This is a genomic window from Candidatus Campbellbacteria bacterium, from assembly GCA_024653945.1.
Classification (GTDB): Bacteria; Patescibacteriota; Minisyncoccia; order Phycocordibacterales; family EsbW-18; genus EsbW-18.
In genome coordinates this window covers 1-26,275 of record JANLIT010000004.1, presented here as the reverse complement: position 1 = coordinate 26,275, position 26,275 = coordinate 1, and the positions used below count along the sequence as shown (strand labels likewise).

Below are 26,275 nucleotides of genomic sequence, written 5' to 3'. Positions count from 1 at the left end.
ATAAAGGACGCAACGCCCAAAGGTTTAACCTTTGGTGGTGGAAGGTGGGGCGAGATAATGTCCTTTATGTCCTTTATAAAAATATAAACATCGCATCCATATTTAAATGTCTTTTATAATGTCCTTTATGGATATGTATGGTACCCAAAGGTTAAACCTTTGCGAAGGTTTAACCTTTGGGAGATATTAATCTTGGTGGGGTGGGGGATTGAACTCTTTTTGTTGTGTTGAAAAGGATGGGGTGAGAAAAAAGAAAATTATCAAAATGAGTAAAAAGAATTTTGTCAATGAACAGGAAAGTCGTTTGACACAATTATTCTTTTGTATTGTATTATTATCCACCGTCTATACACAAAATCTTTAAAAATGTCTTTGACTTGTGGGGCTTGACTAGATTAAAATGACGGTGTAATCTTTAGAAAAATTTGATCTCCGAGGTGGAGACGGTTTGTAGAGGGATAATTAGTTGTACACAGGGGTATTTTTATAAAAAACGTTTTTAATAGCCTACCCAAAAAGGTAGGTCACTAATCATATACATATGGCTTTCATTACTACCTCGTATAAAACATATCGAACTATTGGGTTGGGGCTTTTGGGCGCACTCCTTGTTGTTGGAGTGTTTTCTTTTGGCTCGTTAGTAAATGCACAACCAGCAGGAGATGTTACTGTTTGTCACAAAGACGACGACGGCAATTTCTCTTTGTTAACCTTTAATGCAAACGCTCTTCAAACACATCTTGACCACGGAGATGTTATGCCCGATCAAAGTGGCGCTTGTCCCGCACCAGATCCAGTAGACACAGACGATGATGATATTCCCGATGACTCAGATAATTGTTCTGAGGTTGCAAATCCTAACCAAGAAGATGCAGATGGGGATGGTGTTGGAGACGCATGTGATAACTGTGTAAATGCTGTAAATCCAGATCAGGTAGACGGAAATCAGAATAATATCGGGGATGCTTGTGAAGATATAGGCAGTGATGACCCAACGGGTTCAATTGAAATTACAAAATACGTGTGTCCTGACGGTACAACCGTAAATCGCGACGATAATGGTGTAGGCGGAGATGTACCAGAAGCATGTGCTTTGCAGTCGGGCAAGACTTTTGGGTATGTTCACGGCGAAGCAGATGATACCGATGGTCCTTACCCAGAATTAGACGGACCATTCATTGAAGATGGTTCAACAAACGGTAGCGGAATACTCACTATAGACAATCTCCCATCAGCTGGACGCTATCTTATTGTTGAAACCGACGGCGCCGGTAACAAACTTCCAAACGAAGATGTTTTAGGTCTTTACTGTGAAGGTGACGGAGATACTTCTGGTACAAACGATAACCAAGAGCTTACATTCGTTCCCACTGACGGAACTGCCCACTGTGTTGCATATAACGAAGGCGTCGTTCCATCAGAAGAAACTGTTACCCTTCACGCACAAAAAATTGAGTGTGATGAAGAAAGTGACCTTCCAAACTGGGGCGCAGGTACATCAACACTTACAACTGTGACATCAAATACTGCAACTCGCTGGCTCGCAGCAAACCCAAATAACGGCTGTCAGCTCGTTCCGTGGGACTTTGAATGGAGTTACAGCACCGCTGGAGACCCTGACGACAATACTCCAGGCTCAGCAGGAGCAGGATGGACAGCATTTGTTGCTGGTACTGCAGTGGTTGATATTTCAAACGATAGTCAGCTTCGTGTACGTGAACTTTTTGACGCAAATTACATTCCTTTTACAGGTCAAAACACAACAGAAAATGTTTCAGCAGAAATCTATTGTTCTGATGACATACTTCACTATGATAACTGGGAATGGCTTAGCACCACACCGGACACAGACTACTACTGTGTTGCGTGGAACGTTCCTATCTTGGTGGCAGAAGCGTGTCGTGTAGAGGTGGTGAGTGAAGCGGGTGACGAAGGCGTTGGTAACGGTGATGCAGTTGCCGCGTGGATTCACGGTGCATGGACCACAGCACTCAACAGTGTAGCTACTTGGATTTGGGACAGCTATCAAGTTGTTGACGGATCACAAACTGTGGCAAAAACATTTACAAAAGATTTCTTTGTTGACGGTCCTGTAAACGACGCAACTCTTAATCTTGCTGCAGATAACCGCTACTGGATTACTATCAACGGTGACCCTGTTATCTCAAACATAACCGAATTTAACTATGGAGCTGTTACTGGTCCTACGGATGTCACCAGTTATGTTGATTCAGGATGGAACACTATTGAATTGACGGTTGAAAACATTGGTATGGCAGGATACGAACAGCTTCCTGAAAGGAACCCCGCAGCAGGTATCTACCAACTTGTGGTGAACGGTGAAGAGCAGACATCTTGTGAGCAACCACCAGTTGAAGACACATCAGACATAACGATTTGTAAGTATGAAAACTCAGTTGACCCAGAAAACCTTCTCTCAGATTGGGAGGTGTGGCTTGATGAGTATGTCGGTGATGATACATTTATGGCCGATGATACTGATGAACACGACTATTCAGGAACAACGAATAAAGATGGTTGTGTGTCATTTGAAGCGGTTCCTTATGGCACATATACTCTTGATGAATTTATGCAGGAGGGTTGGGAAAACCTTACTGATGCAGATGATGCAACTAATGCAGGAAGTCAGGTCACAGTAAATGAACCCACACAAACATTTAACCTTGTGAACGCTCGCGAGTGTAATCCTGAACAAAATCTTATTGCAAACGGAGGATTTGAATTGCCAGACGTTACCGATGGTTCTGGATGGGACATCTTTGCTTCAGGTTTTTCAGGTCTTGATTGGACGGTTGCATGGGCGGGTGCATTTGTAGGCGCTCCCGCTACAGCAAATGCAGAACTTCACGGTGGAGTAAACGGATGGTTGCCATATGAGCTTGAACAGTACGCTGAGCTCGATTCTGATTGGAACGGTCACGCAAGTGGTCCAAATGGTGAAGAGGCATCAACTATCATTTCAGAAGCTATTGCAACGGTTCCAGGAAGAACGTATCAACTTTCATACGCATTCTCTCCACGACCAGGAACAGGAACTTCAGAAAACAATCTTGAAGTCTCACAAGATGGCAACGTGCTTAACGCGGTGAGTCTTGATGGAAGTGCAAATCTAAACACGGTATGGAACACGTATGCACACTCATTTGTAGCCGGAGACAGTTCAACAGACATCGCATTTAAAGACCTCGGTACTCCAAACTCCGAGGGGACGTTCCTCGACAACGTGGCGCTCTTCTGTGTGCCACCACAAGAACCAGAACACCACAATGAAGTTACGATTTGTAAGTATGAGGTGGGCCAGAACGAGGGTCTTTCAGGATGGACGGTCTTCCTCAAGGGTGATTCTGTAGAATCGGACTTGATTGTTGATTCAGAGGATATCAACGGTACTGACTCAACATCGCTTGACGCGGGAACATCATACCTTGCTTTTGCAGACGGTACGTGGAGTAACCAAGGTGGTGCAAACCTTGTTGACTCTGAATACTCTACAATAGATTCTTGGGCAACCCAGATGGACGGATACACAGGGTACCCAACAGAAATTCTTGAACTCAACATTGGTGGCGACTTTAGTGGACTTGGATTCGGCAACTGGGGTGCATACAATACTCCACATGCATACCTCCAAGGGTTCACACCAAGCGTTACTGGTCCAGTACCATTTACCATCTTTGATGGTGATAGTGGTGTGCAGAACCCAGGATGGTTTGATGATAACTCAGGAACACTCTCGGTTGATATCTACAAGGGGTACACAGGTATTACTGATGAAACAGGTTGTGTAACCTTCAATGATGTTGCTCTTGATGAGTACACTGTGGACGAAGTTATGCAGGATGGCTGGTCATACTTCAGTGGTGCGGGAGGAGGTACTGTTTGGAATATCGACAGTGATCAGGGTGTGTACACCTTCAACCTTATCAACGAGAGAGACGGACAACAGGGAGGTGGTGAAGGAAACATCAATGGTGTGAAGTACAACGATCTTGATAATGATGGATACAAAGATTACGACGAACCAACAATTGAAGGTTGGACTATCAATATCTATGATGACGAGGATGTCCTCGTTGGCTCAATGGAAACAAATTCAGACGGTTACTACCAGTTCAATATTTCTTATGGCGATTACAAAGTGTGTGAAGCACAAGGAAGTGGTTGGAATCAAACATCACCAGAGATTTCTGACGGATATGCTGTAGCGTGTGATGATGGTGTTGGGTACCAACTTATTATTGACACAGGTACTGATGACCGAGATGGTTTTGATTTCGGCAATCACCAGGACGGAGGTTCTATTACGATTGATAAGGTTGTTGTGGGGGGAAGTCAAGATGAAGCATTCTCATTTGACCTCGATGGGGGCGATGACGACATACTCCTTACAGCAAGCAATGATCCAGAAACATTCTCAGGTCTTGTAGCTGGAAGCTATATCGTTACTGAATTAACTAGCACCGACGACGATTGGTATGTCACGGATGTTGATTGTGGCGACGACGTTGATTTTTTTCACGACCTAGGTGAAGGTGATGTTGAAATTACACTTGGTGAGGATGAAGACGTTACCTGCACATTCACCAACACCTATGACCCTCAAACAAGTGGAGACGACGATGACGATGATGGCGAACGAATTATCGTTCGCAAGGAGGTGACAGAAGTAAGCGACACAAACACTGCGTTTGAATTTGACCCAAGTTGGAGTACTGATAACTTCTTGCTTGAAGCAAATCAGGAACACAACAGTGGTGACCTTAATGTTGGCACCTCGTATTCAGTGACTGAGACAGTTCTACCTGGATGGAATCTTCAAAGTGTATCGTGTACATCAGATGACACAGGACACACCGATATTAATTCAGGCAACATTGTTCTGTCTAACGGAGAAACAATTACGTGTGTCTTTACAAACGATGATGACAGAGGCTCAATCTCGGGTATGAAGTGGAATGACCTTAACGCTGATGGTATCAAGGATTCGGGTGAACCAGGTCTTCAGGGCTGGGCGATCCACGCTTCAAACGATAGTGAAGGCGGGTTCATCGTGTCAACGGAAACCGACGCTGATGGAAACTACTCATTCTCCGACCTTATTCCAGACACATACATAGTCTGTGAGACGGGCCAGGACGGATGGGAGAAGACATACCCGTCGGGCAACACGCTCTGTCAGGGTGAAGGGGCCGGCCATGAAGTGGAACTTTCTCTAGGAGATTCTCTGGTTGGTATTGACTTCGGTAACCACCAAAATCCTACAATTACAACAGACGATGGTGGTGGAAGTAATGGTGGCGGAAGCTCAGGTTTTCGTCGAAACTCATCCACAGATGGTGGCGGAGAGGTTCTTGGTGAGGTTTTGGGTGAACAAACATCCATTCTTCCACTCGGAGCTCCAAACACAGGCTTTGGAGGATTGAAGATGTGTCTTTACTAAAGATTTAAAAGCAAGAAGCGAAGCTTCCAGAAGGGAAGCTTCGCTTCTTTTAAGCAGAGGTTTAACCCTCGGGAAAAGTATTTTAATAAAAGTTGTTAATTAATCAGAGCTCGCCACTAAAGGTGGGTCACTAATCATATACATATGGCTCTCATTACTACATCGTATAAAACACATCGAACTATTGGGCTGGGGCTTTTGGGCGCACTTCTTTTTATTGGGGTATTTTCTTTTAGTCCACTGAACGCAAATGCAACGGTAGCACCAGCGTGTGACCCAAGCACACAGACACTTGTCAGTGATTCGGAAACACAAGTAGGTAGTGGTAATGCGGTTGCTGTTACTCCACACTCCGTATGGGATGACTATGATCCACTTCCATCAGGTGCTACGTGGATCTGGGATGCAGACAAAGTCCCTGCCGATGACACAGGCTCGCACCCAGCCGGCACGCTGACCTTCACGAGAACGTTTGAGATTGTTGGAACACCAACAGGAGCTTCTCTTGATATCACCGCGGACAACAGTTACGTTGTCACCATCAACGGCAATGCGGTAGGCTCTGGTGACAATTGGCAGATTGTTGGAACACACCCTATCCCAGCCAGCTCTCTTTTGAGCGGTACGAACACGCTGACGATTGAGGCAACAAACGACGAACCCGACGGACCGGGTAATCCAGCAGGAGTTATATTCAGACTGACTGTGGACAGCGAGACATGTATACCTCCAGCAACCCTTACGATTGTGAAGATTGGGGATTTTCAAGGTCTCGTGCAAGGTGAGCCAGTTGACCCTAGAAGGACCCCCAACTTTGAATTTTTGGTGACGGGAATAGATCCAACCGTGTTCTTGTACGGGGTTGATCTTACACCTGACGCTGACCCAGAAGATAACACCGCGACTTCCAGTCCCATCTCCCTCGCTCCTGGAACATATGATGTTCTGGAAACCCAGCAGAGCGCCTGGCAATTAGCCGACGTAGAATGTATTTACGATGGTGATAGCACTGGTAGTGCCGTTGAAGATGGCGAACGAATCACTGTGGAAAGTGGCGATGATGTGACTTGTACCTTTACCAATACCACGCGATCCATTGTTACTGGCATGAAGTGGAACGACGTGAACAGCGATCGGCAGAGCGATGACGAATCCGGCATCGACGGATGGACCATCAACCTGTTCCCGTACACAATCGACGAAGATACGACTGTAATCGAAGAGACGCCCGCGGACACGACTACGACCGATGGCGACGGCAACTACTCCTTCGACAGTTTAGACCCAGAGCTTAATTACGTTGTCTGCGAAGAGGTCCAAAGCGGTTGGGAACAGACCTCGCCGATTTCCGCTTCGGACGGAACGGTTACCTGCGCAAACGGCACTGTTGGACATCGGATTCAGGGCGACGGAGAAGGAACACCCGGCACCTTCTCGCTCAAGGACTTTGGTAATCATCAGAACGGAGGTTCAATCACAATTGACAAGGAGGTAAACGAAGGTGCGGATGGAACCCACATATTTACATTTAATTACTGGGATGAATCATCGTTTGATCTTTCTGCAAATGATGAACCTGAGGTACTGTCGAATCTTTCTTCAGGAACGTACACAATCAGTGAAGTAGATGCAGGTGTTGATTGGAGCCTGTCTCTCATTAGTTGTAACTATGGAACTGAGTATGACACGAATAAACCAGAGAGGTCTGTAACTGTGTATCTCTCTGAAGATCAGGATGTAACATGTACATTCACCAACTCATATTCTCACGAAGATACTGGTGGTGATGATACAAACGGAGACGATGACGACGACGGTGGAGGAAGTGGCTTCCGTCGTCGAAACTCATCCACAGATGGTGGCGGAGAGGTTCTTGGTGAGGTCTTGGGTGAGCAAACATCCATTCTTCCACTCGGTGCTCCTGCTACAGGATTTGGAGGATTGAAGATGTGTCTTTACTAAAGATTTAAAACAAGAAGCGAAGCTTCCAAAAGGGAAGCTTCGCTTCGGAAAACAAAAAAGCGCAAAACCCGCCTTTTGGGCGGGTTTTGCATTAAGACGGCCCCAACCCACGATGGGGTTGACACAACGGGCAAAAAGAGTTACCATGTACAGCGAATATGATGTTGTTTAATTCAGAAATGAACACAAAAAAAGTACTTATATCTGTGGGCGTTGTGTTGCTTGTCGTTGGTTTTGGAATCCTTATAGCATCACAAGGAGGTGTCACCACATATTTGACACAAAAAAATTCTCAAGAAACTCTTGCAACATCTTCACGACCGATTTTTGATCCAGCGCGCCCGCTTGAAGATTCAGACCCAATGCGTTTGCGTATTCCAGATATATTTGTGGACACTAATTTTGTTCCTCTTGGTCTGCAAGAAAATGGTGAAATTGAAATTCCAAAAGGATACACAGAAGTTGGATGGTACACCTATGGTCCGACACCTGGTGAAATTGGTCCTGCTGTTGTGCTCGGACATGTTGACTCGTATGAAGGCCCTGGTGTGTTTTTATCTCTTGGTCAACTCACAGAAGGCGACTATGTGTATGTAGATCGCGCAGACGGAACAACAGCAACATTTCGTGTAACAGTACTTGAACGGTACGATAGAAGCAATTTTCCGACAGAAAAAGTATACGGCGATATAACGTTTCCAGGTTTGCGTCTTATTACCTGCTCAGGAACATATAGCCAAGAGACACAGGAATACGACCGAGTACTTGTTGTCTACGCGACACTTGTTGATAGCGACGATACGAAGTAGGATATACTCATGCTAACAGCTATGCGAAAACATATTAAAGATTACTTCATTCCGCACGAAGGCAACGACCACAAGCCACACATGGTTCGTGATGCAAGTATTGTTGCGCTTACCACGATTCTCGTGCTCACGTTTGGTTTTTCTGTATTCCAAGCGCTTCTCATTCGTACGAGTATTGAATTTACAGCAGCGGTTGTTCCCGGAGTGCTTGTTGACCTTGCAAACAAGGACCGAGAAGCAGAAGGACTTTCTGATTTGACGGTGAGTCCGATTTTGGAAAAGGCGGCACGCATGAAGGCGGAGCACATGGCGGAAAACGAATATTTTGCACACACAAGTCCCGACGGACTCAATCCGTGGTATTGGTTTTACCGAGCGGGATACAATTTTGTGAATGCGGGAGAAAACTTGGCGGTGAACTTTGTTGACTCGGGTGACGTTGAACAAGCATGGATGAACTCTCCAGGACACCGAGAAAACATCATGAATGGGACCTTTACTGAAATAGGTATTGCCGCTGTCCCAGGGCAATACAAGGACAGGAAGACCATTTTTGTCGTTCAGCTTTTTGGTACGCCAGCACAAGTCGCGGTTGCCCCCGTGATTGCTCAAACTGCCCCTACGCTTGCCGTTGCGAGCACACAGGAGGTACAGGGAGCTACCGTGGCTGTAGCCCAGCAGACCGTTTCAGAGCCAGTGGTAGTTCAGGAGGTGACCCCAACAGCAGTGACCCAAGTACCGGCTCCAGCTCCAGAAGGGGCCCAAGATGTTTCATTAGCACAGGAGTTTACCCCAGCGCGAGATGCGAATACGGCAGGAGCTTCAGTTAAGGAGGAGGTCATTATGCCCGTTGAACGAATTTCGTATACAAATGCGTGGGAGAAGTTTTTAGCACAACCACGAGCCGTGGTTCGTTGGGGATACATCATCATCGGACTCGCACTTGCTTTTGTGACATTGTTGATGGTTCTCTTTCAAGTACACAAAAGACACTCGCGTGAATTTTCTCATGGCATCGCACTCATTATTTTGATTGTCTTCTTGTCGTACTTCAACTATCTTCTTCTCGCAAAAGATTTATTGATTGTGTAACGTATGGGCCTTGAATCTTTTCATACATCGGAAACCTCAGATCAACCATTCAAGATGGAATTTGGGGAGAAGTACGCTTCTTTAGTTCCCCTAGAATTAAGGCAAGATCCTCTCGGGTACTTCGAGCGTCTTGGGACACCAATGAAAAGTGGTGAGAAGAAGTATGACAAAGAAGGTTCTCTTCGCGACGATCCTGGCGCAGTACGGCAGCTACCTGATTGGGAAGAGGGAGACAGGGTTGTCACGCCGATTGCGAAGTGGACAAACCGAGAAAAAAGTATGCTGAAGGAGACGGGGGAACCTTTATATGAGTACAATCTCCTTTCATACATCCAATCCCTCGGACTACCTGCGCCGAAACCGATTGGTTTTTTTGAGAGTGAACAGAACAGTATTTTTTTAATGGAGAAGGTAGATGGCTATACAAAAAAAGAACTCGATGTGGCGGTTTCGGGATGGAGTGCTGAGGATATACACCAGCTGAAACAAGATACTGAACGCGAAATGGTGGACCTTCAGAATCTGTTCTTAGCGAACGGTTTACAACGGTCTTGGAAGGCAAACGATATGATTTTTCAAATAGATTTTGTCAATCGTCGGTTGGTTCGTTTGATTCCTACTGATTTTGAGAGGACACGGGTTTTAGTTATGGAACCTAATCCCAAACTAACTTGAGAGTCTAAGGGTTCCGTGTGCGCGCAGGTCACCGTGTTCAGGTGAAAAGACTCCATATTCGTTGGGGTTTTTTGTATATGCAATGTACCCAGCAATTCCTATCATGACCGCGTTATCTGTGGAGAGTTCGTGGGTGGGAAGAAGAAGTGTTACATCAGGAAATTCCTGTGCGAGCATTTTTTTCATTTCTTCACGTAAATGTGTATTTGCGACAACGCCTCCGCCGATGATGAGTGTTGGGGCGTTGTAGTGTTCAAGTGCCTTTTTTGTTTTTGAAACCAATACTTCTACTGCGGCGTTTTCAAATTCACATGCAATTTCTTTCTTTTGCTCATCAGAGAGCGAGCCAAGTTTTTTGACTGCGTAGAGAACGGCTGTTTTAAGTCCTGCAAATGAAAAATCAAAATCATTTGAGTCAATCATTGGTCGAGGAAGGTGGATAGTGTTTCGGATTTCGGATTTCGGATTTCGTGCTTCCGCCGCAAGGCGACTTATTTCTGGTCCACCAGGATAGGGAAGTCCGAGGAGTCGTGCAACTTTATCAAACGCTTCCCCAACAGCATCATCGCGCGTTTGCCCAATGAGCTCATACGTCCCCCAATCATGCACGAGGTCAAGTTCCGTGTGTCCTCCGGAGACAAGCAGGGCAATAGCAGGAAACGCTATTTTGTTATTTGTTATTTGATCATTGGAATTTTCCTTTCTGTCCGAGAGGACAGAAAGGATGTGTCCTTCCATGTGATTGACGGGAACAAGTGGAATATTCCAGAAAAAAGAAAGTGCTTTTGCAAAGTTAATCCCAACCCACAGCGCCGGTTCAAGACCTGGACCTTGGGTTACCGCAATTGCATCAAACCCAGGATTATTTGGGTTTTTTGAGAGATATTCTTGTAGGTTCTTAAAAAGCGTTTCCTCCCGTTCTAAAATTTCTTGCATTGTTTGGAAATTTTGAATTTGTTTGGAATCTGGTGCTTGGTGCTTGGTGCTTAAACCTGACTCCTTCAGTGCGATTTTTAACATCGAAGTCAGGTTTAGTTGGTGTTCTCGTTTTGCAAGGTTGGGGAAGACACCACCAAATTCGGCGTGTTTGGATGCCTGTGAGTACAAACCCGTGCCCAGCACGGCGCAGGAGGGCATATGGGCGTCTCCAGAGCACTCTAGAATGGACACGGCCGTCTCATCACAACTCGTTTCTATTGCTAGTATTTTCATGAAATAAGGGTCTTTTTAGACCAGATGACATCGTATTGAGGTCAGGTGAGTATAGCAAATTGTCTATACAAAAACAGTTCCGACACGGCGTCGGAACTGTTTTCATAAGAGAGAAGATTTCTCTAACTTTATATTTTGTCTTGAGCATCCTCAACACTACCGAGACATGTCTCGAGAATACCATCGAGCTCAGCTTGTGCCGTTGCACTGACTGGTGTTCCTTTAGGATTTGCCTCTTGCCATGTTGCAACCTTTACACGACATGCTTGAATGTCAACGGTAGAATCTCCAAGTTGACTTGTGATGGTCTCAGCATTCTTCCTACTAAGCATGACACCGAGAATAATGACAACAACGACAAGAATCCATGTTGCGTATTTGTATACGTTTGATTGTGGTTCCATAAAATGGTTACTATAAAATAATAATAAAAGTAATGACTTATAAGGTCTCTTTAAGAGTAGCACTTCTGGATATGTAAGTGATATGTGTGGGGTGTATAACTTTTATCTCCTTTTTTGTGGTCACGGATCACTAAGTATTTTGTCGTATCATCGGGATTCGTCCCGCAGTTACTAATTCGCTTTGCTCATAAGTACTGCTGGACGTGACTCGCTGTTTCTCGCCATGCTCGAAACATGCTCCGTCATTCGAATTCCGACGCAGGCAAAGTAGTTTGCCTGCTATTTCGGTCCACTAGACACAAAACAAAAACGCCCCATATGGGCGCCCTGTTTTGTGTTGTGACCTCATCGGGATTCGAACCCGAGTTTTCACCGTGAAAGGGTGACGTCCTAACCAGGCTAGACGATGAGGCCGCTGGTATTTATGCGGGCCCAACTTGAGGGCCAACGAGCAAAAATATAGCATTTTTTCAGATAAATGGCAAAATACGGAGATGGTTAAAAAAATAGAAGAAAACGCAGCCGGAATAATTCAAGCACGGGCTATTTTAGAAGATGGTGGGGTCTTAGTTTTTCCAACAGATACTGCATACGGACTTGCGGTGCGGACTGATCGTGATGGTGCAATAACTAAAATAAGTTTGGTAAAAGGTCGCCCCGAATCAAAGGCAATCTCTGTTGTAGTGTCGGACATTGCTATGGCAAAACGATATGGAGTTTTTTCTCCGCGGGCTCTTGCTGTGGCAGAAGCTTTTTTACCTGGACCCCTTACTCTTGTTGTTCCCGCGCGCGAACGTGTTTCTAAAAAACTGCTTGCAGAAGGCACAACCATAGGTTTTCGTATTCCAAATCGACAATGGGTTCTTGATCTTGTTCGTGCGTGCAATTTTCCTATAACCGCAACAAGCGCTAATGCGTCAGATACGCCCGCATGTTATTCAATTCCTGATGTTAAAAAAAGTTTGAAAGATACATGGAAAATGATTGATGGAACCATAGATGGGGGGCAACTTCCAGAGACACACGTTTCAACGGTTGTGCAATGTGTTGATGATATGTGTGAAGTTTTACGCGAAGGCCCAATCTCTAGAGAAGACATTGATAAAGTGATAGGATAGGCGTGTTTTGTAAGGAGACGTGGCTGAGTGGTTGAAGGCACCGGTTTCGAAAACCGGCATCTGGGAAACCGGATCGGAGGTTCGAATCCTCCCGTCTCCGCATATGCAAACAAGGATGGCTTTTGCCATCTGTTTTGCGTACTATGGAGAAAGGGGGTGCAATTCGAACCGCGGGCCGCAGCTTCCGAAGAGGAGGCGAAGGTTTCGAGTTGCACCAGCAACGAGAGGCGAATCCTCCCGTCTCCGCAGTGTATACTTATCTATATGAAATTTGGATCACCAGAAGCATCACAACCGAATAGGCAGGAAATATCTTTTAGTGTTCATACAGAACTTATTAAGAACGCACACGAAAAAGCACTCGCGCTTATTGAGCGTGAAGCGGTGAACCCAACTGATCACGGTGCGGTGTATTCTTCGGAAAAGATAAAACTTGAACAACAAGAGGCCGGGGAAGCGAAAAAGAAATTCAACCACGATGACCCACTGATGGAACAAGCATCTCTTGCCGCCGAGGCATTTTTATATGAACAAATTGGAAGACATGGGTGGATTTCTACTCCTGATATACATGTGTATCCTGAAAAAACAGCAGACATAGATGATATTTTTAATAAAACAGATATTGTTCTAACATTTGAGACGGGGGATGGTGAAAAGACACTTGCCGTAACCGTTGACGTTACCATTGGCACAAAAACTCTCAAAGAGAAAATTCACTCTATTAAACAGGAAATTGATAAGCAAAGCCTTACAACCGTCAAATATCACGAGACACCATCAGGAAAACAGGGGCCATTGGAGAAGACGCCACGCGTTGTGTTGAGCTTGGAAGCGAACACACTTATTGAACTACTATCCCTCTGGACCAGTTCAGATACGGATAGTCGCGAACGGCTCAAAAAACATCCAATCCAACTAGACATGGTGCAAGAAATTGAGGTACAACTTGAAGCGTACGAAAAGTATGCGCAAGAAACTGGAAAGAAAGAACTGGCCGATCGTTTTAAACAAGCACTCGGTGTTATTCATACCATCCGTGAGGAAAAGGAGCGCCAGATTGGAAAGGGTGAAAATAGAAAAGAGACGCGGGCACTGCATGACATGCGTATCGCACTCGGCTCCCAACTTTCAAATCCCTCATCACAAAAAGTACTCCGCGAAAGTCGTGCTGAACAAGGGCGACGAACAGATATTCTTAAACGACTACGGTATTAACCAGCTATCACCGCGCTCTCAAGGATTGAGAAGAAGTGTTTTTTGGGCTAAAATGGCACAACCATTGCGCCCTTAGCTCAGGGGTAGAGCGTTACATTGACATTGTAAAGGCCGTAGGTCCGATTCCTACAGGGCGCACACAAACAAAGGTCGATGAGGTTTATACATTTTCTAAGAAATTATATGGAAAAACAAATTGGCACCGTATCGCACTGGTTTGATAAAATTAATGTTGCCGTAATAAAACTTACCGAACCGCTTGCAGTTGGTGACACCATCAAGATTAAGCACGGCAATGAAGAATTTGAAGAAACGGTCTCATCTCTTCAAGTTGACCATGAGGATGTTGAAAAAACAAAGAAGGGCGACGAGGCGGCGGTTAAGCTCTCTCAAAAAGCAAAAGAACACTCACTTGTCTACAAAGTTGAGTAAAAATAAGTGCATAGGGGTTTTTGATTCTGGTTTCGGAGGAATTACTATCTTGCGCGGAATAGTTAGGAAACTACCAGAGTACAACTATCTGTATGTGGGAGATACGGCGCGTACGCCATACGGTACACGTTCAAAAGAGCTTGTGTATGAATTTACGAAGCAAGCGGTTGATTTTTTGTTTGCACATAACTGCGAACTTATTATTTTTGCCTGCAATACTGCTTCAAGTGATGCGCTTCGAAGAATTCAACGGGAATATGTACCAAAATACTATCCTCATAAAAAAGTGTTGGGTGTTTTGATTCCTGCGGCCGAAGAAGCGGTTGCTCAAACAAAGAACAAACGAATCGGGGTTGTTGCAACTAGTGGAACCGTACAATCAGGTGCGTTTGTGAGAGAGATTACAAAACTCGATCCAAAGATACAAGTGTTCCAGAACGCCTGCCCGTTGCTTGTGCCGATTGTGGAAGAAGGAGCACACAATTCACAAGTGACAACACTACTTCTCAAGGGCTACCTCAAACCGCTCATCACAAAAAATATTGATACACTGATTCTTGGGTGTACGCACTACGGGATTTTGGAAAACAAAATTAGAAAAATATGTGGTTCCCGAATCACTCTTATTTCAGAGGGCAGAGTTGTTCCTAAAAAACTAAAAGACTATCTTACCCGGCATCCAAAAATTGAAAGAAAAATAAGCAGGAACGGAACGGTTCGTTTTTATTCAACAGACCTGACCCCCAAATTCATAACACTAGGCAGTACGTTTTTCGGCAAAAAAATTAAGGTGCAAAAAATAACACTGCAGTAGACACGGGGGCACCTGTAGCTATTGACTTTTATACTTTTGTGTGATACTCTTCTGCTGATGTTCTTTACACCGTCGACCATGGAGTGTAGGGGCCCAGTAAGCCCCGCAAAATCCAGGCGACACCAGAAGAGAGGAGAAGCGCGATGTCCGTGAACGTGTTCTTGAAGGGTGAAGAGGTCAAGAATCTCGAAGGATTCACTACCAGCACATGTCGGAACGGAGACGGCGGTACATACGACGTGTATCGTCTTCCTGGCATCAATCTTTCGAACGACAAAGGACGCTGGTTCATCTGGCTCAGCGAACCGACGGATCCGATTCCCGCACTGCTGGTGGAGCTTGTCGAAGAAGTTTCACTTCACGAAGCAATCAGTTCCCATCCGCGACGAGAGTCGGGTATCTACCGACACCAGTCGGCGGAAGCTCTGGTGGAGCAGGGTGATACCAAGCGAAGCACGATGGTCAACATCCTCGGGAAGAACATGAAGGATGTGAACGAGCTGTTTCGGATGATCCGGACCGGCTCCATCCGTCCCGAGGAGTCCTTCGAAGGGCAGCAGTCGGGGATGTCTCGTAAGGACCTCGAGGTGAGGGTTGAGGCCCTGCAAGTAGACGTGGCAAAACTCACCGAGGAAAAGAACCAACTGGCGGAGACCGTGGAATACCTGAAGGGGGTGTACCAAGACCTCTGCACCTTTGATGGCGAGTTGCTTCTTGCGCCGTCCTTCAAGGTCGTCTTCGTGAGGACCATCCGCCGTCGACTCAGTGGGATTCTCGTTTTCAACAAGAAGAAGCAGTAAAAGTTTCTCTGTCCTTTCCGACAGAGAGGCGCGACGAAGTTGTCGCGCCCTTTTTTATTTTCCCGTTTTCAAGTAGAGATACAAATCTTCTATTGCACGCACGGCATCACCAGCGGCGATGTTGTTCTGGTGGTATTTAATATTTGAACAATCACCAGCCGCCCAGACACCAAGAAGGGAAGCGCGCTGTGTCCATGGGTCAATTTTAATTCGTCTGTAAGTATCTACTTCAACAAGTGTTCCCAGAAAATCAGTACTTGGCACAAGGCCTATTTCAACAAAGATTCCCGTGACAGGGAGCTCGTGTTTTTCATTTGTTGTTGTGTCCTCATATACAATTCCTGTAACGAACTTGTCTCCTTTCACTTCAACAATTTCGGTGTTGAGAATCCCTTTCACATTTGGATGTGCGAGTACTTTTGCAACAGTAATTTCATCAGCTTTGTATCTGTCTCCGTGTTGTAAGATAGTGACACTCTTACAGTAGGCGAGCAGTTGGGCGGCACTTTCAAATCCTGCGTTTCCTCCACCAACGACAACAACATCTTGTTCAGAGAATAGTGGTCCGTCGCATGATGCACAGTAGGTGAGTCCTTTGTTTTCAAACGTATCAGCGCCGGGGACAGCAAGTTTTCGTCGTGTAGAGCCACTTGTGATGAGAAGGGAGCGTCCTGAAAAAGTTTCTTTGTTTGTTTTAACCGTGAACCCCACCTCCGTGTGTTCAATGTTTTCTACCCACACGCCTTCTTGGATAGTTACAAAATCAGCATACTTTGCAACATGGTCTTTGAACGCCTTTGCAAGAGCGATTCCTGAAATAGACGGTGTTCCTATCCAGTTTTGAATATCCTCTGACACAATACTTTGTCCTCCAAATTCTTTACAGATGAGGAGTGTTTTGAGTTGTTTACGGGCAGAATAGACGGCGGCTGCTGTTCCGCCCGGTCCTGCTCCAATGATGATTACGTCGTAGGTCATAGCTTGTTAGCTTGTAGCTTTATTAGCTTGTTAAGAGGCGGGTACGTTTAATTGTCGTAGTATAACATTGAGCATGCGCATCACCTCATCCAACAACGAATCTACTGTACCATAGGCACCACTCTTTATCTCAATAACTTCCCGTGCAATAAAGAGTTGCGTCTCAAGCTCTGCTCCTGATGCGTACGCTATCCGTAAAAACTGAATAAAGTCTTTTCGTGTTCCGCGACGGCGACCCTCAGCAATATTTGAGGCAATAGAAACGCTAGCACGTCGCATTTGAGACGTTAGGCCGTAGATTTCACTCCGTGGAAAAATATCCGTGAGTTTATAGGTTGCGATAGCGAGGGAGACCGCTTTTTGCCACACAATTAAATCTTTATAGGAATGAAGTGGCTCCATTCCACCAAAATACTCTAGGTGGGTTCAAATAAATCTAAACCCACAAGCTAACGAAGCTAATTAGCTACAAGCTAACAAGCTACAAGCTAATGTGGTTATTTTTTGCGGCGGAGAAACGCTGGAATTGCTCCCCAATCGTCCTCGTCTTCCGTTTCTGCTTTTGGTTTGAGGTCCGTTTTTTCAACCGGCTTCGATTCCTCAACGAACACCTCCTCCTTTAGTTCCTCATTCTTTTTCTCTTTATTCTTAAGATCTCCTGCGGTTGTTCGTGTGAATGAGTTAAAGATACCCCCCGATTCCTCCTTTTCTTTTCGTGAAGCTCCCGCAAAGAGTGTTGGTGATACACCATTACCTTCTGGAAAACCAGAAGCAATAACGGTAACCTTGACTTCATTTTTCTTGAGGCGATCGTCTTTGACGGCACCAAAGATAATCTTTGCTTCTTTATCAACATTTTCAGTAATAACCTTTGCGGCGTCGTGTACCTCCATCATGGTGAGGTCATCACTTCCTGAGATTGTAAAGAGGACTCCCTTTGCACCGGTAACGGATACATCAAGGAGTGGGGAATTGATGGCTTGCTGTGCTGCTTCAACGGCGCGTCGTTCGCCTGTACCAAGTCCGATTCCCATGAGAGCTGAACCTGTGTTTTGCAAGACGGCTCGAATATCTGCAAAGTCCAAGTTCACAATACCTGGCATAGTGATGAGGTCGGCAATACCCTCAACGGCTTGTCGCAAAACTTCATCACACATTGAGAACGCATTTTTGAGCGTTGTATCTTTTTGAATGACATTAAAAAGCCGGTCGTTAGGAATCACAATAAGAGAATCAACCTCTTTTTTGAGTTCATCAACACCTTGTTGTGCAATTCGTTGACGCTGGAGGCCCTCAAAACTGAACGGTTTAGTTACCACACCAATAACGAGTGCGCCCAGTTCACGTGCTACTTGCGCAACCGTTGGAGCGGCCCCTGTTCCTGTTCCACCTCCGAGTCCGCAGGCTACAAAAACCATATCGGCACCCTTCAGTGCTTCCTGTATTTCTTCTTTTGTTTCTTCAGCGGCACGTCGTCCAACACCTGGATCCATTCCTGCACCGAGTCCTTTCGTCAAATTTTTTCCGATATGAATTTTCTTTTTTGCGTTGCTGTGGTGTAAATCTTGCGCATCTGTGTTTATAGAAATGAATTCAACACCGCGAACCTTTTCGCTAATCATGTGGTTCACCGCATTCAATCCTGACCCTCCAATACCAACAACCTTGATTCGTGCGAATGCTTCCACAACCGGTTCAATTTTAGTAGCCATAAATAATAAGAATCTGGCCCAGAGTCTCTCTGCAAGCCGTATTACTACCCCTGTAATACCGCAATCGTATCAGATAGAGTCGCCCTTGGCTATACCCAGCACTAAGGATTTTTTAGTGCGGGGTATATGTGTCAAAGGGAAGAAAATAGTTGACGAATCAGATATTTATTTTCTAATTAGAAACACTATGGAAGAAATCTTTTGAAGAGTTCACCGAGCCGCGACCCTGTGTGCTTAAACATTTTAAGATTTTGTCCGAGCGTGGATATTTGTGCGCCTGTGGCGATATCGGGAGACAAACCAAGAATTGAAAGCCCATAGGCCACTGTCCATGACGGGTCGTACACTTGTCCGTGCGCTGTACTGTTGACTTCAATCATGCCGAGTCGTGAAGGAAGCGCGAGAGAGCTTTTTGCTATCTCAACAATTGACGCAATTTGTGCACCACCACCAGCGAGAACAACACCAGCAGGAAGTAAACCATCGCGCCCCATTTTTTTCAAATGTGTTTGGACGAGGTCAAAAATATCTTTGAGGCGTGCGGTAATAATTTCATCAATTTTCTTTCGTGGATATTGCACGGACATGCCTGTTCCCGTTTTCACCCGCTCTGCTTCTTCAATCGGAATACGCAAACCGAGTGCGATATCGTTGGTGATGTCATTTCCACCACGTGGAAATACTTTTAGTGAGAGCGGTGTGTCGTTTTCATATACAATGAGTGATACTGTTTCTGAACCAATATCAACAAGAACAACACCAGCGATGCGTTGTGCTTTGGTGAGTGTGGCAACAGCTGATGCGATAGGGGCGGCAATAATTTCTCGAACCTCAACACCCGCACTCTCAACAGCTTCAATAAGGTCGGAGAGGTGTTGTTCGAGCACTGTAATAAAAAGTGTTTTTACTTCAAGTTTTAAACCTCGCATACCGACAACACGACTAAGGGCTTCTTTTCCGTCAATTTTGTATGAAAGTGGAACGGTTTGAATTATTTTTCGATTCATCTGAGCAATGTCGGGGAGCATCTCTTGGCTTGCGGTAAACGCTCGCGTTACATCAAGGTCTGTGATTTCTGAATCCGCGCGAGTGATGCTCGTTGAACCTGTTGTGGTGAATGATTCAAGTCCGGTGCCACCAACTGAAAGGAGCACGTTTTGTATGTTCACGTGTGCGGCTCGCTGTGCTTGTGATAGCGCTCGCGAAACACTCCGGGTTACTTGTTCTGGGTCAACAATATATCCGTGACGAAGTCCAGATGATTCTGAAAAGCCAGTACCAAGAACGCGACGGAGTGGGCCGCGATCTGTTTTTACATATTCAGAAACGACCACACGAACGGTCGTTGTGCCTATGGCAAGACCTGTGGAAATAATTCTACTCATGATTTTGTATACGTATAGTATATCCCGCCCCGAGCACTATAAACAAGGAAAAAAGTGGAATACAGCTCCAATTTTTCAGGCGCCAAAAACTCCCTATGCCTTTGAAAAATACTCTCTCATAAGGCGTCGTTCCAACCGCTCCATTTTTTCTCCATGGTCGTGACCTTTGAGGTGAAGAAGTCCATGTACAAATAGAAAACGAATGTGTGAAAGGGGAGTAGATTCAAATTGTTTCGCCTCGGCTCGTGCAAGGGGAATGTTGATATAGATTTCGCCGGATGTTTTTGAAAGGGAAAATGCGAGCACGTTGGTGTCCTTGTTTTTGTTTCGATAGGTACTATTTAGTTTTTTTGAAAGTGCATTTCCAATAAATACCAAAGAAAGTTCATATGATGCGCCGAGGACATTGTGTGCCATACGTGCAAAAACACGACCCTCTTTCGGTACTGAAAGAGGGGCGGTTGTCGTAAGAGTAGTTGCGCAATGCGTAGCCATGTTTCGCCTTAGGCGTGGTCAACGTGACCAAGTTTGAAAAGTCGTTCACGGTCAACCTTCTTTTCAATCGCTTTGAGTCGGTTCTTTTTTGTGACGTATCCCGAAAGATCCCGTTTGTGATATCTAATTGAACGAAGCTTCCTAAGCCCGCCCCACTCATTCACTTTTTGACGAAAACGGCGAAGAAGACTCATATTGTTCTCCCGCTCCGTTTTAATGATGTGCACGTTTGCTTTCATCCCGTTAGAGATTAAGAAATACAATGATTTCTTTGGTTAGTATGACAATTGCATTACAGATACTTCTTCTTCCTCCCGCATGGGGTCGTACTAACTATACGATCTCTAACGGGATTCATGAAAAAGCATTCTACCATGCCAAAAAAAGCTGTGCAAGGTGCTTGCTACGCTCGGCGGACACGGTTCTTCAAGTAGAGGGATAATTGAGAAAGAGGAATAGTTTCTTGTTGGTTGGTGGTAACGTGTCGAACGAGCGCCGTTCCTTCGCATACTTCCCGCTGTCCAATAATGACAACAAAAGGAACACCAAGCCCACGCGCCTCATCCATTTGTTCGCACACACTATTTTTGTGAAGTGTGGTGGTAACACGAATGTGCGCTTTTCGGAGGTCTTCGCCGACAATAAGGGCGCGAATTTTTGCTTGCAAACCAACTTGAATAAGATAGACGGACGCCTCTCTGGGTGCTCGTTTAAGAAGTGTTATTTTCTCACGAGGTGATTCTGTATCAAAAAGGAATGTTGCGTGCAGTGCGGGAATACTTTTGCGCATGCCGAGTTTTTTTGCGAGGTGATCATAGCGTTCTCCCCACACAAGGGGCACATCTGCCGGGATGTCATTCGTAGTAGTATCTGCAAATGAAAAAATAGTTCGTGAGGAGTAGTGTTCAGAGCCGAGACGTGACGGGTCAACAGTGTACGCAATACCAAGTGATTCAAGATATTCAAGCACCTCTTTAAAATGTCGTCTACTTGGTTCGGATAAATAGTTAAGTGATTGGGGTGCCTCGGCGCGTGCATCCATACATTTTTGATGCCGACATTGCATAGGTGCAAATGTGTTTTCTTTAAATGCTTCCCGACAGGATGTCTCAATATCACCAAGGCGTGGTCGGAAATAGTTTGCAAGAGCTTGTGTGAAGATAGCTACTGATTCTCGCGCACCAATACTGTTGATTGAGGCGGTGATATGTTTGTGGTCATACTCGTTCAGTATGGATTGAACTGTTTGAAACAGGAGTCCTTCAGCTGAACTTTCTCGGTCACCAATAATCTCAAGGCGTAATTCAATATCTTTTTTATACGGAATACGTCGCGTATGAGCGACACGAACAGTACCGCCACGATGTACTTCATCAGTAACAAATGAACGTAGTGCTGCAACGTGCTGTGCGGGACAATGGTGTCGTTTTTCATGTACTCGGTCCTCTTTTTCAATGGAGAGCGGGCTTGCGAGTTTGAATCCATAAAAATCAGCAACATCAATTGCCTTTTTTAAATTGCCTTCATATCCATACCACAACTGTTTGTCCCGCGACACGATTGGTTTCTGCAGGACCCCTTCTCGATGTTGTTGGTATGGGTGTGGCATGGTTATTGGGATAGTGGGGTGGTTGTAGATTCTTCGCTTATGAAATATGTGTGTGAACCAGGAAAAAGATTCATGCGCGTGACCGGGAGAAGTCGAACGAGTGCGCGACCAATAATAAATTCTTCCTTCAATGATCCCCAAATACGTGAGTCGGAACTTGCGGGTCGATTGTCACCAAGGACAAAGTACTCATTTACCCCGAGCACAACATCAACATCACCAAATGTTTTGTGTGTCAGATAGGTTTCATTGAGCGTCAAACCATCAGGATTTTCAGCATTTTGTATAACGATCGTGCTCCCTGTGATGGTGAGGTGCTCGCTGGGAAGACCAATAATACGCTTAATGAAATATTTTGATGTGTCCAAGGGATATTTAAAAATGATGACATCACCACGCTGTGGTTGTTCAAATTTGTATGATATTTCATCGACAATGAGATATTCGCCACTTGCAAAGGTGGGATCCATAGATGCACCACTTACAATAAATGGCTGCGCTATAAAAATACGTATTGGTAGAACAATAAACACAGCAATGAAGATGAAGCGAACAAGTTCGGAGAAGAACACACTCATTCCGCTTTTTTGAGGAGGAAGTTTTGGCGAGTCAACGATTTTTTCGTTTTGCTCTAACATTTCGAGATAAGTGTATACTCGCTTTCTCCTTGACGCAATATTTTGTTTCGTGTTGTGGCGCATTTGTGTCATGTGTGCTCATAGATATTGACTGTCTGTGAGTGAACACTTACCATAGTGTCTATGAAATATCTTATTGTTGGTTTAGGTAACCCTGGGGATGAATACGAACACACGCGACACAACATTGGGCGTGACGCGGTGACCGCCTTCGCACAAAAAATGGATTTTGATTCATTTGAAAAAGAGTCAAAAGCAGAAGCACTTGTGTCTAAAGGAAAAATAAACCCGCACACCGTTGAATGCGTGCTTCCTGAGACGTTTATGAACAAGTCAGGTCTTGCGGTGGCGTATCTGGCCAAGGTTCGCAAAATAAAACCGGAATATATTGTTGTGGTACATGACGATATTGATATTCCACTGGGTTCATTCAAGATTTCATTTGATAGGGGGCCTGGGGGGCACCGAGGTGTGGATTCTGTGATGAAGCAACTAAAAACACGAGCATTTGTTCGTATTCGTGTTGGCGTTACACCAACAACGTCTACGGGCAAGTTGCGAAAACCACAAGGAGAGGAGAAGGTGCTTACATTTATTTTAGGAAAGGTGGTAAAAGATGATGCCGTTACACTCAAAAAAGTGACAAAAAAAATAGGTGAAGCACTTGTACTCATCGTGCGTGACGGGCGTGGTCGTGCGATGAACATGTGTAATTGATTTTCTTGCACAAAACTATTTTGTGGCGTAGAGTTGTTTCCAGAATCGTATCCGATATATACCTACGAAAGGGGTTCTCACATGGCGCACCAGAACCAGATGTTGTGTCTTCACGACGGTGAGAAGACACAAACGCCATTTTCCATGGAAGATGGTAGTTGGGGGGTTATTGAGATTGAGTGCACCTTGTGCGGAGAATGGCTCATTGGCAGAGCGGTACCGTTTGACCCCATTCTCGAGGAAGCAATCGCATTTTGCGTGCTTACGGAGGAGATGAGCAACCTTCTCTCGTCAAAACGCACACCTCCTCTGTCTGTTCTCTAGATTTTCCTGCAGGTAAAAACAAAACGCCACCCTAGGAGGAGTGGCGTTCGTTCGTTTTCACTACGTGAAAATAATTATTTACTGTTTGCTCCAGTGTAGGAAAGTGTCATGCGTTGGTCTTTTGGATCAAAGAGGTTGATTTTGAATGCGTATGATTTACCGAGCTCAAGTGTCTCGCGCAATTTTTCAATAGATTCAAACTCTGAAACGTGTACCAAACCAGCAACACCTTCTTCAATGGATGCGAGTGCTCCGTGTTTATTGTACTTGATGATGACGGCCTGTACGATGTCATCTTTCGCAAATTTCTTTGCGGCTGCTCCCCAAGGATTTTCTTTGAGTGCTTTGATAGAAAGAGAAATCTTTCCATCCTTCACTTCAATAATGCGTGCGCGAACCTTTTGTCCAACAGTGAAGATTTTACGTGGGTTATCAACGAGACCCCAGTCAAGTTCAGAAATGTGCGCGAGTCCCTCAAGGCCGTCTTCAACTTTAATGAAGACACCAAAGTCAACGATGCCAGTGATTTCTCCTTCAACATCATCTCCAACTGCGTACTTCTCAACAAGCGCCTGTTTTTCTTTCTGGTCAGTCCCTTTTTCCGAGAAGATAAGTTTTCCTTCTTTTGGATCTGCAGTGATGAGTGTTACCTGCAATGTTTGTCCAACGAGCTTCTGTAATTCATCAAAGATTTTGTCTTTATCACCGCCTTCAACGCGAGGATATTTGTCTGTTGAGAGTTGTGACGCAGGAAGAAATCCAGCAATTCCTTGCCATTCAAGAATAAGACCACCTTTATTTGCTTCTTTAATAGGAAGCACAAATGAGATTTTTTCTCGGACCGCTTTTTCCGCCTCGCTCCAGATGAGTGCTTGGCGTGCTTCGCGGAGAGACAACTCAAAATACCCGTCAGCGTTGTTGCTATCAACAACCGTTGCGGTTACTTCATTTCCAATTGAAATGTTTTTGATGATGTCTCGCGCGTTGTTGAACTCGCGACCGAAAATAATTCCTGTACCAAATGGTGCGACGTCAACAAAGACGGATGATTTGTGAAGCGCAATAACACGTCCTTCAACAATATCTCCTACTGCGGGAGGATTTTTTGTCTGAACGAGAAAGTCGTTCATCATGCGGTCTGCTTTTTTATCTTTAACATCTACATCTTCTGTAGATATAAGTGTGTCTGTAGTCATACTAATGTCTGTTGTGTACTAACGTCTCAGTGGGGAACCACACTGTGTGATTCACATACATGCATCGTTAATACAAAAAAGGGGAGTAAGCCCCATGCTGACCCGTCATACGACGGCATTCCTCATATTAGGCTTGTTTAATAATAAGCACCTCCATCCCCTGATAGAGATAACAGCATTCTACCACCCGAGAACACTCTAGGCAATCGGCTCCTTTTCTTTTTGTAGTACTACAAATAGTGTGATGAGAGTCAGTAGACCAAGTTGAATTGAGGGAGTGAATCCTGTTTGTATATATGGAATGAGTGGCATGGCGTCTGTGTATACCCAACGTCCCGTATTGAGAGCAAACAGTTCAAGTCCTATTGCAAAAATAGTTGCGAGAATGGTTGGGAGAATAAGGTTTCCGCGGAGTTTTGGAATGAACAGAGAGGGAAGCGATACAAGTGTAATAAAGAATGCATCAAAAAGTCCCGCACGTAACAAGATGAGGTGTGTAATCGCTTCACCTTGATAATGTACATACAACACAGAGTGTAATTCTTCCCACACAAAGTTGAGAATGAATGCGAGTAGAAAAATGAAGGGGAGTCGAACAAGGGGTTTCATGCCATCAAGTGTATCTATTCTTTTGATTTTTTCCAAAAAATCACTATACTACTGTTAGTTGTACATTGCAGAAATATATTCCTCGGTACCTGCCTGCCGGCAGGCAGGGCTCAGCGACGGTGATAAAATAAGGCCATGTATTATGTCTATATTTTACAAAGCCAGAAAGATTCTGGTTTTTATACTGGGCTTACAAAAAACATTTCTCGTCGTGTTCGTGAACATAATGGAGGTAGCGTGCGACCAACCAAAGCCCGCCGACCTCTCATGCTTGTTTATTCAGAAAAATGCGAAACACGCGCCAAAGCGCGTATGCGAGAAAAATTTTTGAAAACTGGAGAAGGAAGAGAATTTCGACAGGGTATATTAAAAAGTAGAAATATTCCTCGGTAGCTCAGCGGTAGAGCGGCGCCCTGTTAAGGCGATGGTCGTAGGTTCGATCCCTACCCGAGGAGCAAAACCAAAAACACCCACGCACTCTGTGTGGGTGTTTTTGATTTATGTTTTTATGGAGTAGGGATCGAACCGTAGGCGCATATTTTTAACGAGTGTAACGAGTATAAAAATGTAGCGTCTCGAGCGAAGCAAGAGGCGATCCCGTTTGGTATTTACCCG

At 45.0% G+C, this 26,275-nt stretch carries 25 protein-coding genes and 4 tRNA genes; 16 read left to right on the top strand and 13 right to left on the bottom strand.

What is annotated here, in order from left to right:
• Positions 1-541: 541 nt before the first annotated feature.
• From NUW02_03120 to NUW02_03100, 5 genes are all read left to right on the top strand, one after another.
• Positions 542-5,461 carry a hypothetical protein gene (locus tag NUW02_03120; protein ID MCR4275010.1) on the top strand — a complete coding sequence of 1,640 codons (4,920 nt, stop codon included), beginning with the start codon at positions 542-544 and terminating at the stop codon, positions 5,459-5,461.
• Between the two features lie 144 nt (positions 5,462-5,605).
• Positions 5,606-7,423, top strand: coding sequence for a hypothetical protein (locus NUW02_03115; protein ID MCR4275009.1), 1,818 nt, complete (start codon positions 5,606-5,608; stop codon positions 7,421-7,423).
• Positions 7,424-7,581: 158 nt separating this feature from the next.
• Positions 7,582-8,232: a class F sortase gene (locus NUW02_03110; protein MCR4275008.1), complete on the top strand. Its 651-nt coding sequence runs from the start codon at positions 7,582-7,584 to the stop codon at positions 8,230-8,232.
• A 21-nt stretch (positions 8,233-8,253) separates the two neighbouring features.
• Positions 8,254-9,324, top strand: a complete 1,071-nt coding sequence (locus NUW02_03105; GenBank protein ID MCR4275007.1) for a CAP domain-containing protein — start codon at positions 8,254-8,256, stop codon at positions 9,322-9,324.
• Positions 9,325-9,327: 3 nt separating this feature from the next.
• Positions 9,328-9,999, top strand: coding sequence for a hypothetical protein (locus NUW02_03100; GenBank protein MCR4275006.1), 672 nt, complete (start codon positions 9,328-9,330; stop codon positions 9,997-9,999).
• Here NUW02_03100 and NUW02_03095 read toward each other — a convergent pair.
• The 3 genes from NUW02_03095 to NUW02_03085 all read right to left on the bottom strand — a co-directional run bounded on the left by NUW02_03095 (position 9,991) and on the right by NUW02_03085 (position 12,029).
• On the bottom strand, positions 9,991-11,136 hold the full coding sequence (locus tag NUW02_03095; GenBank protein MCR4275005.1) for a tRNA (adenosine(37)-N6)-threonylcarbamoyltransferase complex transferase subunit TsaD: 1,146 nt from the start codon (positions 11,134-11,136) through the stop codon (positions 9,991-9,993). The two genes, NUW02_03100 and NUW02_03095, sit on opposite strands and share 9 nt — an antisense overlap.
• Positions 11,137-11,339: 203 nt before the next feature.
• Complete coding sequence (locus tag NUW02_03090; GenBank protein ID MCR4275004.1) at positions 11,340-11,615, bottom strand: hypothetical protein; 276 nt, start codon at positions 11,613-11,615, stop codon at positions 11,340-11,342.
• Positions 11,616-11,955: 340 nt separating this feature from the next.
• Positions 11,956-12,029 (bottom strand) — tRNA-Glu (locus tag NUW02_03085).
• A gap of 80 nt (positions 12,030-12,109) precedes the next feature.
• Between NUW02_03085 and NUW02_03080 the strand changes: the two genes are divergently transcribed.
• The 7 genes from NUW02_03080 to NUW02_03050 all read left to right on the top strand — a co-directional run bounded on the left by NUW02_03080 (position 12,110) and on the right by NUW02_03050 (position 15,997).
• The gene (locus NUW02_03080; protein MCR4275003.1) at positions 12,110-12,733 is read left to right on the top strand and encodes an L-threonylcarbamoyladenylate synthase; all 624 of its coding nucleotides are present in this window, start codon (positions 12,110-12,112) and stop codon (positions 12,731-12,733) included.
• Between the two features lie 13 nt (positions 12,734-12,746).
• Positions 12,747-12,833 (top strand) — tRNA-Ser (locus NUW02_03075).
• A 164-nt stretch (positions 12,834-12,997) separates the two neighbouring features.
• Complete coding sequence (locus tag NUW02_03070) at positions 12,998-13,951, top strand: hypothetical protein (protein MCR4275002.1); 954 nt, start codon at positions 12,998-13,000, stop codon at positions 13,949-13,951.
• 66 nt (positions 13,952-14,017) lie between these two features.
• Positions 14,018-14,089: transfer RNA gene (locus NUW02_03065), tRNA-Val, on the top strand.
• A 45-nt stretch (positions 14,090-14,134) separates the two neighbouring features.
• Positions 14,135-14,383, top strand: coding sequence for a hypothetical protein (locus NUW02_03060; GenBank protein MCR4275001.1), 249 nt, complete (start codon positions 14,135-14,137; stop codon positions 14,381-14,383).
• Entirely contained in the window at positions 14,364-15,197 is an 834-nt protein-coding gene (gene murI / locus NUW02_03055; GenBank protein MCR4275000.1) for a glutamate racemase, read from the top strand. Before NUW02_03060 ends, murI begins: the two co-directional genes overlap by 20 nt.
• A 143-nt stretch (positions 15,198-15,340) precedes the next feature.
• Complete coding sequence (locus tag NUW02_03050) at positions 15,341-15,997, top strand: hypothetical protein (protein MCR4274999.1); 657 nt, start codon at positions 15,341-15,343, stop codon at positions 15,995-15,997.
• 54 nt (positions 15,998-16,051) lie between these two features.
• On the opposite strand, the gene NUW02_03045 is transcribed toward NUW02_03050, so the two are convergent.
• The 8 genes from NUW02_03045 to lepB form a co-directional block, all read right to left on the bottom strand.
• A complete protein-coding gene (locus NUW02_03045; protein MCR4274998.1) occupies positions 16,052-16,975 on the bottom strand; it encodes an FAD-dependent oxidoreductase in 924 nt (307 codons plus the stop codon).
• Positions 16,976-17,005: 30 nt separating this feature from the next.
• Positions 17,006-17,377, bottom strand: a complete 372-nt coding sequence (locus tag NUW02_03040) for a four helix bundle protein (protein MCR4274997.1) — start codon at positions 17,375-17,377, stop codon at positions 17,006-17,008.
• Between the two features lie 95 nt (positions 17,378-17,472).
• Positions 17,473-18,687: a cell division protein FtsZ gene (gene ftsZ, locus NUW02_03035; protein ID MCR4274996.1), complete on the bottom strand. Its 1,215-nt coding sequence runs from the start codon at positions 18,685-18,687 to the stop codon at positions 17,473-17,475.
• Between the two features lie 185 nt (positions 18,688-18,872).
• Positions 18,873-20,072: a cell division protein FtsA gene (ftsA, locus tag NUW02_03030; protein MCR4274995.1), complete on the bottom strand. Its 1,200-nt coding sequence runs from the start codon at positions 20,070-20,072 to the stop codon at positions 18,873-18,875.
• A gap of 93 nt (positions 20,073-20,165) precedes the next feature.
• Positions 20,166-20,567, bottom strand: a complete 402-nt coding sequence (gene ybeY, locus NUW02_03025) for an rRNA maturation RNase YbeY (protein MCR4274994.1) — start codon at positions 20,565-20,567, stop codon at positions 20,166-20,168.
• A gap of 8 nt (positions 20,568-20,575) precedes the next feature.
• Positions 20,576-20,806 carry a hypothetical protein gene (locus tag NUW02_03020; protein ID MCR4274993.1) on the bottom strand — a complete coding sequence of 77 codons (231 nt, stop codon included), beginning with the start codon at positions 20,804-20,806 and terminating at the stop codon, positions 20,576-20,578.
• Positions 20,807-20,970: 164 nt separating this feature from the next.
• Positions 20,971-22,176 carry a His/Gly/Thr/Pro-type tRNA ligase C-terminal domain-containing protein gene (locus NUW02_03015; protein MCR4274992.1) on the bottom strand — a complete coding sequence of 402 codons (1,206 nt, stop codon included), beginning with the start codon at positions 22,174-22,176 and terminating at the stop codon, positions 20,971-20,973.
• A 2-nt stretch (positions 22,177-22,178) separates the two neighbouring features.
• The gene (gene lepB, locus NUW02_03010; protein MCR4274991.1) at positions 22,179-22,814 is read right to left on the bottom strand and encodes a signal peptidase I; all 636 of its coding nucleotides are present in this window, start codon (positions 22,812-22,814) and stop codon (positions 22,179-22,181) included.
• A 123-nt stretch (positions 22,815-22,937) separates the two neighbouring features.
• On the opposite strand from lepB, the gene pth reads away from it, so the two are divergent.
• The gene (gene pth / locus NUW02_03005) at positions 22,938-23,531 is read left to right on the top strand and encodes an aminoacyl-tRNA hydrolase (protein ID MCR4274990.1); all 594 of its coding nucleotides are present in this window, start codon (positions 22,938-22,940) and stop codon (positions 23,529-23,531) included.
• 81 nt (positions 23,532-23,612) lie between these two features.
• On the top strand, positions 23,613-23,855 hold the full coding sequence (locus NUW02_03000; GenBank protein ID MCR4274989.1) for a hypothetical protein: 243 nt from the start codon (positions 23,613-23,615) through the stop codon (positions 23,853-23,855).
• Between the two features lie 74 nt (positions 23,856-23,929).
• Here the strand turns inward: NUW02_03000 and NUW02_02995 are convergent, their stop codons facing one another.
• Complete coding sequence (locus tag NUW02_02995; protein ID MCR4274988.1) at positions 23,930-25,051, bottom strand: S1 RNA-binding domain-containing protein; 1,122 nt, start codon at positions 25,049-25,051, stop codon at positions 23,930-23,932.
• A gap of 198 nt (positions 25,052-25,249) precedes the next feature.
• Positions 25,250-25,696 (bottom strand): hypothetical protein, encoded by a 447-nt coding sequence (locus tag NUW02_02990; protein MCR4274987.1) that lies wholly within the window; start codon positions 25,694-25,696, stop codon positions 25,250-25,252.
• A gap of 99 nt (positions 25,697-25,795) precedes the next feature.
• Between NUW02_02990 and NUW02_02985 the strand changes: the two genes are divergently transcribed.
• Together NUW02_02985 and NUW02_02980 are read left to right on the top strand one after the other, a co-directional pair.
• A complete protein-coding gene (locus NUW02_02985) occupies positions 25,796-26,053 on the top strand; it encodes a GIY-YIG nuclease family protein (protein ID MCR4274986.1) in 258 nt (85 codons plus the stop codon).
• A tRNA-Asn gene (locus NUW02_02980) sits at positions 26,044-26,115 on the top strand. The genes NUW02_02985 and NUW02_02980 overlap by 10 nt, the downstream gene beginning before the upstream one ends.
• Positions 26,116-26,275: the final 160 nt, after the last annotated feature.